This window comes from Streptomyces spinosisporus, from assembly GCF_022698145.1.
Lineage (GTDB): Bacteria > Actinomycetota > Actinomycetes > Streptomycetales > Streptomycetaceae > Streptomyces > Streptomyces spinosisporus.
Genome location: NZ_JALDAX010000027.1, coordinates 66,502 through 75,392, shown reverse-complemented (window position 1 = coordinate 75,392; position 8,891 = coordinate 66,502). Strand labels below are relative to the sequence as shown.

Here is an 8,891-nt window from a genome sequence, read left to right as displayed (position 1 = left end):
GGCCCGCGAGCTGAACATCGACGCCGAGGGCATCGACATGGGCCCCTCGCCCACGGATGCCGCCCTGGCCGCCGACCTCGCGCTGCCGATCGAGGAGCTGGAACTCACCGTCCGCTCCTACAACTGCCTCAAGCGCGAAGGCGTCCACATGGTGGGCGAACTCCTCGCGCGTTCCGAGGCCGACCTGCTCGACATCCGCAACTTCGGTGCGAAATCCATCGACGAGGTCAAGGCGAAGCTGGCCGGTCTCGGCCTGGCCCTCAAGGACAGCCCGCCCGGATTCGACCCGACCGCCGCCGCCTTCGACGCGGACGACAACGCGAACAGCGGGTTCGTGGAGACCGAGCAGTACTGAAACACCGCCCCGGCCGCCGCCATCGAGGACGACCCCTTGACCTCGATGGCGGCGGCCGTTAATTTGCGATAAGCGACGACCCATATGCTCGGAAAGGAGGCGACCAGCGGATGAACACCAGCTCCGATCTCGGTCGCCTCGCCCAGAGCACGGTCTGGGTGCCGGGTCGTATCGCGCACGGCTGCTGACAAGCCGTTCTTCTGTGCCCTCTCGCGGCACATTCCGGGTTTTCCCCCGTCACCATCTTCCGGTACGCCGCTGTCGCGTGCCGTTTTGCGCCCGCTCCTGTCATGTGGCGCGTCTGAACACAGAAAGCTGCCTGAAATTGGCGAACATCATGAATCGATCTGTCACGCACCGAAACGAAGGCCTGTCATGACAGAGGCGCGCATTACCGTCAACGGGAAAGAGACGTCGATCTCACCGGCCGCTCCCCACACCACCGTGCTGGATTTTCTGCGCGAGCGTGGCCTCACCGGCACCAAGGAGGGCTGCGCCGAGGGTGAATGCGGCGCGTGTTCGGTCCTGGTGGCCCGTCCCGGAGTGAACAAGCCCACCGACTGGGTGGCGGTCAACGCCTGCCTGGTACCGGCAGCGGCGCTCGACGGCCAGGAGGTCATCACCTCCGAGGGGCTCGCCACCGTCGGCGACCCCGGCACACCGCCCGCCCTGCACCCCGTGCAGCAGGAGATGGCGGTCCGCGGCGGCTCCCAGTGCGGCTACTGCACACCGGGGTTCGTCTGCAGCATGGCCGCGGAGTACTACCGGCCGGACCGCTGCGCGCACGCGGACCCGACCGACGGCGCCGAGGCCCACGACGGCACTGAAGTCCACGTCGACGCCGAAGCCCACGTCGACGCCGAGCACGGTCCGAACGGCTTCGACCTGCACGCCCTGAGCGGCAACCTGTGCCGCTGCACCGGCTACCGCCCGATCCGCGACGCCGCGTACGCCGTAGGGGAACCCACCGACGAGGACCCGCTCGCGCGGCGCCGTGAGCAGTCCCCGCCCGCCGCGGTCGCCACCGAATACGCCCGGGACGACAGCACGTTCCTGCGGCGGAGCACCCTGGCCGAGACGCTGCGGGTGCTGCGCGAGCGGCCCGACGCGGTGGTGGTCGCCGGCTCCACCGACTACGGAGTCGAGGTGAACATCCGCTCCCGCCGGGAGAGTTGCGTCGTCGCCATCGACCGGCTGCCCGAACTGCGGGAACTGCGCGTCGAGTCCGACCACATCGAGATCGGCGCGGCCCTCACGCTCACCGAGATCGAGCGCCGTCTGGACGGCCAAGTGCCGCTGCTGGCAGAGCTGTTCCCGCAGTTCGCGTCCCGGCTGATCCGCAACGGCGCGACCCTCGGCGGCAACCTGGGCACCGGCTCGCCCATCGGCGACAGCCCGCCGGTGCTGCTCGCCCTGGAGGCGTCGCTGGTCCTCGCCGACGCCGACGGCGAGCGCGAGGTACCGCTCGCGGACTACTTCACCGGCTACCGGCAGAGCGTGCGCCGCCCCGGCGAGCTGATCCGCGCCGTACGCATCCCGCTGCCGCTGTCGCGGGTCGCCGCCTTCCACAAGATCGCCAAGCGGCGCTTCGACGACATCTCCAGCGTGGCGGTCGCCTTCGCGCTCGACATCGAGGACGGGACCGTCCGCAGGGCACGCATCGGCCTGGGCGGCGTGGCCGCCACCCCGATCCGCGCCCTCGCCACCGAGGCCGCCCTGGAGGGCAGGCCGTGGACGGCGGAGACCGTCGAGGCCGCGGCCCGGGTGCTGCGCGGCGAGGGCACGCCGATGGACGACCATCGCGCCAGCTCCCTCTACCGCTCCGCGATGCTCGGCCAGAGCCTCAGGAAGCTGCACGCACAGACCACCGAGGCGGTGTCGTCATGAGTCATCTGTCCGAGCGTCCCGAGAAGCCCGCCGTCGGCGTCGCGCTGCCGCACGAGAGCGCCGTCCTGCACGTCACCGGCACCGCGCTCTACACCGACGACCTGATCCACCGCACCAAGGACGTGCTGCACGCCTACCCGGTGCAGGTGATGAAGGCCCACGGCCGGATCACCAAGCTCGACACCGAGCCCGCCCTCGACGTGCCCGGCGTGGTCCGGGTGCTGACCGGCGCCGACGTACCCGGTGTCAACGACGCCGGCATGAAGCACGACGAGCCGCTCTTCCCCGACGAGGTCATGTTCCACGGCCACGCGGTGGCCTGGGTGCTCGGCGAGGACCTGGAGGCGGCCCGGCTCGGGGCCGCGGCCGTCGAGGTGGAGCTCGACGAGCAGCCCGCGCTGATCACCCTGCAGGACGCGATGGCCGCCGACAGCTACCACGGCGCCAGGCCGCTGATGGAGACCGGCGACATCGACGCCGGCTTCGCCGACTCGGCGCACGTTTTCACCGGCGAGTTCCAGTTCTCCGGCCAGGAGCACTTCTACCTGGAGACCCACGCGGCCCTCGCCCAGGTCGACGAGAACGGGCAGATCTTCATCCAGAGCAGCACCCAGCACCCCTCGGAGACCCAGGAGATCGTCTCCCATGTGCTCGGCGTGCCCGCCCATGAGGTGACCGTGCAGTGTCTGCGCATGGGCGGCGGCTTCGGCGGCAAGGAGATGCAGCCGCACGGGTTCGCGGCCGTCGCCGCGCTCGGCGCCAAGCTCACCGGCCGCCCGGTCCGCTTCCGGCTCAACCGCACACAGGACCTGACCATGTCCGGCAAGCGGCACGGCTTCCACGCTTCCTGGAGGATCGGCTTCGACGCCGACGGCCGTATCCAGGCCCTCGACGCCACGCTGACCGCGGACGGCGGCTGGAGCCTGGACCTGTCCGAGCCGGTCCTCGCCCGGGCGCTGTGCCACATCGACAACACGTACTGGATCCCCAACGCCCGCGTCGCCGGACGCATCGCCAGGACCAACACGGTCTCCAACACCGCGTTCCGCGGCTTCGGCGGGCCCCAGGGCATGCTGGTGATCGAGGACATCCTGGGCCGCGTCGCCCCGCAACTGGGCCTGGACCCCATGGAGTTGCGCGAGCGCAACTTCTACCGGCCGGGCCAGGGCCAGACGACGCCGTACGGCCAGCCGGTCACCCAGGCCGAGCGGATCTCCACCGTCTGGCACCAGGTCCAGGAGAACGCCGGCCTCGCCGACCGGCGGCGCGAGATCGCCGCGTTCAACGCCGCGCACCCGCACACCAAGCGGGCGATCGCGGTCACCGGCATCAAGTTCGGCATCTCGTTCAACCTCACCGCCTTCAACCAGGGCGGCGCGCTGGTGCTGATCTACAAGGACGGCTCCGTCCTGATCAACCACGGCGGCACCGAGATGGGCCAGGGCCTGCACACCAAGATGATCCAGGTGGCCGCGACCACCCTGGGCATCCCGCTGCACAAGGTCCGCCTCGCCCCGACGCGGACCGACAAGGTGCCCAACACCTCGGCGACCGCGGCCAGTTCGGGCGCCGATCTGAACGGCGGGGCCATCAAGAACGCCTGCGAGCAGCTGCGCGAACGGCTGCTGCAGGTGGCCGCCTCGCAGCTCGGCGCGAACGCCTCCGACGTACGCATCGTCGAGGGCGTCGCACGCGCCCTGGGCAGCGAGAAGGAGCTGGCCTGGGACGAGCTGGTGCGCACCGCGTACTTCCAGCGGGTGCAGCTGTCGGCGGCCGGGTTCTACCGGACCGAGGGGCTGCACTGGGACGCGAGGACGTTCCGCGGCTCGCCGTTCAAGTACTTCGCCCACGGCGCCGCCGCGACCGAGGTGGAGGTCGACGGCTTCACCGGCGCGTACCGCATCCGGCGCGTGGACATCGTGCACGACGTCGGCGACAGCCTCTCCCCGCTGATCGACATCGGCCAGGTCGAGGGCGGCTTCGTGCAGGGCGCGGGCTGGCTGACGCTGGAGGACCTGCGCTGGGACACCGGCGACGGGCCCGGCCGGGGACGGCTGCAGACGCAGGCGGCGAGCACGTACAAGCTGCCGAGCTTCTCCGAGATGCCGGAGGAGTTCAACGTCACGCTGCTGGAGAACGCCACCGAGGAGGGCGCGGTCTACGGCTCCAAGGCCGTGGGCGAGCCCCCGCTGATGCTGGCGTTCTCGGTGCGGGAGGCGCTGCGGCAGGCCGCCGCCGCGTTCGGGCCGAGCGGGGCCGGCGTCGAACTGGCCTCGCCCGCGACACCGGAAGCGGTGTACTGGGCGATCGAGGAGGCCCGGGCCCTTCGGGACACGGCCGCCGTCGACGGCCACTCCGTGGAAGCGCTGAGCGGTGCCTGACATGACCTGGGTCGCCGCGGTCGCGCGGTTGCGGGCACGCCGGGAGACCGGCGTGCTGGTGACCGTCGCGACCGTGCGCGGCCACGCCCCGCGCGAGGCCGGCGCGAAGCTCGTCGTGGGGCGGAGCGAGACGTGGGGCTCGATCGGTGGCGGCAACGTCGAGGCCGTTGCGATCGACCGGGCCCGGGAGATGATGGCCGCGGCGAAGCGGGAGCCCGAGCTGATGGACTTCGCCCTGAACGACAAGGTGACCAACCAGCACGGCGTGCAGTGCTGCGGTGGCACGGTCCAGGTGCTGCTCGAACCGCTGCCGGTGGTGCGGGCGGTGGCGATCTTCGGCGTCGGCCACGTCGGCCTGGAACTCGCACGCATCCTGTCCCGCCAGGACCTCGACCTCCATCTGATCGACACCCGCTCCGACATCCTCACCGAGGAGCGGCTCGACGTACTGGCGGACGCGGTGGCGCAGGTGCATGTGCATCACACGCCGCTGCTGCCCGAGGAGGTCCTGGAGGAACTGCCGCGTGGCACCCACGTGCTGATCATGACCCATGACCACGCCGAGGACGCCGCGCTGTGCGACGCCGCCCTGCGCACGGATCACCTCGGCTCCATCGGCCTGATCGGCTCGGCGGTCAAGTGGGCGCGGTTCCGCAAACGGCTGTCCACCGAAGGCGGTCACGACGACGCCGCCATCGACCGGATCAAGACCCCGATCGGACTGCCCGACATCACCGGCAAGGAGCCCGCGACCATCGCCGTGAGCGTCGCGGCCGACCTGCTGCGCACCTTCGAGACCGCCGTGAACTGACTTCGGACGAATCTCCAAGAGCGGCCCGCCGACCAGCCAGGTCCTTCATGGTTTCGGTGACTGACCCTCGACGGTACCCGGCGGGTGTACTGGCGAAGGAACCCCCACCGTGTGCCCACAAGGAGTCACCGTGACCGCGTACACCCAGGAAACGAGCATCGCCGACCTCGAGCGCGGCTGGCTGGACGAGGCCATCGGCCTCGCCACCGACAGCGTGCACAACGGCGGCGGCCCGTTCGGCGCGCTGATCGCCAAGGACGGCGAGGTCGTCGCGATCGGCAACAACAAGGTCACGTCTAACCTGGACCCGACGGCACACGGCGAGGTGAGCGCGATCCGCCTCGCCTGCCGGGAGCTCGGCACCTTCTCCCTCGACGGCTGCGTCCTGGTCACCTCGTGCGAACCGTGCCCGATGTGCCTCTCCTCCGCCCTGTGGGCCCGGGTCGACCGCATCATCTACGCCGCCGACCGCGACGACGCCGCGGTCGCCGGCTTCGACGACCGCAAGTTCTACGACCTCTTCGAAAAGCGCCCGGCGGAGCTGTGGCCGATGGCCATCGAACGCCTCCACATGCCGAACCGCACGGCCCCGTTCGACGCGTGGCTGGCGAAGACGGACCGGGTGGACTACTGAGCACGCAACCAGCTCACCGCCTCCGCCAGGCGCCGATCAGCTCCTCGGGCCCGTACGCCGCCTGAAGCCCGGAACAGCTGATCCCACTGCGGGAGACGGCCACGAGCGGTACGGGCTCCTCGGTGACGGCTGCTCGGTGCTTGTGCAGCACGGCGAGGTCGTGGCTGTCGAACGCGGCGTTCTCCAGCCACTTGACCGAGCCGAGGAAGAGCAGTTCCTTGGCCACCGGCTGCCGGTCGGCGCCCACCAGGTCGATCTCCACGTCGTTGCTGCGGGTCCAGTACCCGCCGATCGCCGGGGCGGCGGGCAGGAGCCCGTCCGGCAAAAGGCGGGCGAGGGATTCCCGGACCAGGGGTTCGATCGCGCGGCCCCGCCAGCTCGTCCACCGCTCCCTGATGCGGCTCAGCGTGAGATCTCCCCGCATGCGCTCGATCTCCGCCATGTGCGGGTCCAGAAACGCGAACCAGAACCGCAGATAGGGGTCGGCCACGCGATAGCGGCGCTCCTTCGACGGCCGCAGCGAGAGCGGCAGTTCGGCGGCCACGACCCTCTTCTCGGTCAGGACGTCCGTGGCCCGGGTCAGAGTGGTGTGGGCGATGCCGCCGGCCGCGCGTGCGATGTTGGTGAAGGTCCGCTTCCCGGATCCGATGGCCCGCAGGACCTCCCTGCTCATCGCCTGCGGCGGAAACTCGGCGGCCAGGGAGCGCTCGGCGGAGACCAGCAGGGCCGAGATCGGGTTGTCCAGCGAGTCGCGGAGGAACTCCCAGACGTCCGCCCCGGGCCGCCACTCGGTGCAGATCAGGGGAAGTCCTCCCGTGATCAGAGCGGCGTCGAACGCCCCTGCCGCCGACAGGCCGAGCATCTCGCCGATGTCGGCAGGGTTCAGGGGTCCCACGACCATCTCCCGGCCCCGTTGGTGAAGGGGCCGGTCGTAGCTGTTCAGCGCCTCCATCATCGACAGATCGGACCCCACCAGGAGGAGAAGGACCGGCTTACGGCTGAGCAGCCGGTCCCATGCCCGCTGGAGCATGCCCTCGAAGGCGTCGACGCGGTCCATGAGATACGGCACCTCGTCGATGACGACCACGCTCGGGCTGTCGTCGGGAAGGATCTCGGCCAGCAACCTGAACGCCGCGTTCCACTGCCCCGGGGTCTCCTCCGAGAACAGCTGCCGCTCCGGCAGGGTGGATCTGGAGACGGCGTCGAGCAGCTCCGACAGTTCGTCCTCCGCGCTGCCGCCCGCCGCGGTGAAGAAGACGTACGGCACCTCGGTGCGCCGGAGGAACTCCTCGACGAGACTGGACTTGCCGACCCGCCGCCTCCCCCGCATGAGCACACACTGCCCCGGCTTCGCACCCCCGACGGCCTCGCGAACCGCCTGCAAGGTCTTCCCGAGCACACCAAGCTCACGATCCCGCCCGACGAAGCGACGCATGCAAGCCTCCCGGTGGCAATAGTCTCCTCAGAGATACTATCGCCACCGCTACCATTCTTCTCCCGGCTCGTGGGCATCAGTCGCCCGCGAACCAGACAACTTCCCGCGGTGGCCGCGCACTCCTCCAGCATCACGGCAAGGTCGAACAGTGCGGCGAGCTGACGCTCATCACCGCACCTCTGCCGCAGCCCACGCATCTCGCGGAGGGCCAGTGGCCTGTTGCTCGTTCATCAACGTGTCCCCGTACGGATCGACCGCAGTGAGCAATCCCGGTACTCCCCGGAGAGCGAGCCCAGCGCATCGCCGTGCCCGTGTAGGAACTCCGGAGGAGCGTCCCGCGCGACTTGCGCCAGTTGCTGTGCGTCGGCCGTGACGAATGCAACTCCAGATCGATCCCCATGCCGCAAAATGCACACGCCGACTCGCCGATCTCGGCACCCGACGTCGAAGGGTCCCCTCGAACGGTGGGGCCCTTCGACAACGTGCCTCGTGGGGGGTTGCCGCCCATGGTCCTGGACCTACCCTCGCCACCACGGCACGTCCATGCTGCCGGCCGGGAACACCTTCGCTCTGGCCAGGATCTTCCTGTCGAGGGCCCAGACGAGGGCACGCAGCTCACGCGCGCTCTTCCTCGGCAGGGCGTGAAGCACGGTTTCGAGGTGGCCGCGGAAGTCGACGCCGTAGCACCCGCACTCGAGGATTTGGCAGCCAGGGCCCACCAGCGGGTCAGCGAGTTGTCTGAGGGGGCCGTGGGCCAGGGCCTTCCAGTGCCAGAACGCTTCTTCCGTGGCTTCGGGCCAGAAGCGGGTCCGCTCAAGCCGACGCAGATCGGCGGTACAAGAACCGGAGAGCCGGTCGATGAACGGGTACCGTCGCTGCCTCGGTCGACGGGCGGGAAGGTCGCCACGCAGGGCTGACGGGCGCCTACGCGGCATTGCCCCTTCGGTAGTCGGTCATGGGGGCAACGTACAGAACGACGTGTTCGACGGCCAGGGCGTTGCAGGCCGACGCCCTGAGCTCGGGGAGCTGGGGTGTTCTCAGACGGGCAAACGCCGGAGGCCCGGACCTTGATCAAGGTCCGGGCCTCCGAGCTGGCGGAGGATACGAGATTCGAACTCGTGAGGGGTTGCCCCCAACACGCTTTCCAAGCGTGCGCCCTAGGCCTCTAGGCGAATCCTCCGCCGGAAACATTACATGACCGAGAGGAGTGCTTGCGAACTCGTTCGCACCCCCTCGGATCAGGTAGCCTGTGCGCAGCCCCTCACGCGGCGCTATCTGACTGAACTCCCCCAGGGCCGGAAGGCAGCAAGGGTAGGTTGGCTCTGGCGGGTGCGTGGGGGGCCCTTGTGTTCGGCGGCGGGGCTGGTTGTCAGTGGACGCCTATAACC

Annotated in this window: 6 protein-coding genes, 1 tRNA gene and 1 other RNA gene; 6 read left to right on the top strand and 2 right to left on the bottom strand. The window is 69.8% G+C overall.

The features are described 5' to 3' along the window. The 5 genes from MQN93_RS40650 to MQN93_RS40630 all read left to right on the top strand — a co-directional run. Window positions 1-355 (top strand): DNA-directed RNA polymerase subunit alpha C-terminal domain-containing protein (locus tag MQN93_RS40650; protein WP_278191736.1); only part of this gene is annotated, 355 nt, incomplete at its 5' end. Between the two features lie 375 nt (window positions 356-730). Continuing rightward, entirely contained in the window at window positions 731-2,242 is a 1,512-nt protein-coding gene (locus MQN93_RS40645) for a xanthine dehydrogenase small subunit (RefSeq protein ID WP_242713443.1), read from the top strand. Continuing rightward, entirely contained in the window at window positions 2,239-4,623 is a 2,385-nt protein-coding gene (gene xdhB / locus MQN93_RS40640; protein ID WP_242713442.1) for a xanthine dehydrogenase molybdopterin binding subunit, read from the top strand. The genes MQN93_RS40645 and xdhB overlap by 4 nt, the downstream gene beginning before the upstream one ends. A gap of 1 nt (window position 4,624) precedes the next feature. Beyond that, window positions 4,625-5,434 (top strand): xanthine dehydrogenase accessory protein XdhC, encoded by an 810-nt coding sequence (xdhC, locus tag MQN93_RS40635; protein WP_242713441.1) that lies wholly within the window; start codon window positions 4,625-4,627, stop codon window positions 5,432-5,434. Window positions 5,435-5,564: 130 nt separating this feature from the next. Beyond that, window positions 5,565-6,068, top strand: coding sequence for a nucleoside deaminase (locus tag MQN93_RS40630; RefSeq protein WP_242713440.1), 504 nt, complete (start codon window positions 5,565-5,567; stop codon window positions 6,066-6,068). Between the two features lie 13 nt (window positions 6,069-6,081). Here MQN93_RS40630 and MQN93_RS40625 read toward each other — a convergent pair whose 3' ends face one another. Continuing rightward, window positions 6,082-7,503, bottom strand: a complete 1,422-nt coding sequence (locus MQN93_RS40625) for an ATP-binding protein (RefSeq protein WP_242713439.1) — start codon at window positions 7,501-7,503, stop codon at window positions 6,082-6,084. A gap of 1,092 nt (window positions 7,504-8,595) precedes the next feature. Further along, window positions 8,596-8,683: transfer RNA gene (locus MQN93_RS40620), tRNA-Ser, on the bottom strand. 73 nt (window positions 8,684-8,756) lie between these two features. Between MQN93_RS40620 and ffs the strand changes: the two genes are divergently transcribed. Then, an RNA gene (ffs, locus tag MQN93_RS40615) (signal recognition particle sRNA small type) lies at window positions 8,757-8,851 on the top strand. Window positions 8,852-8,891: the final 40 nt, after the last annotated feature.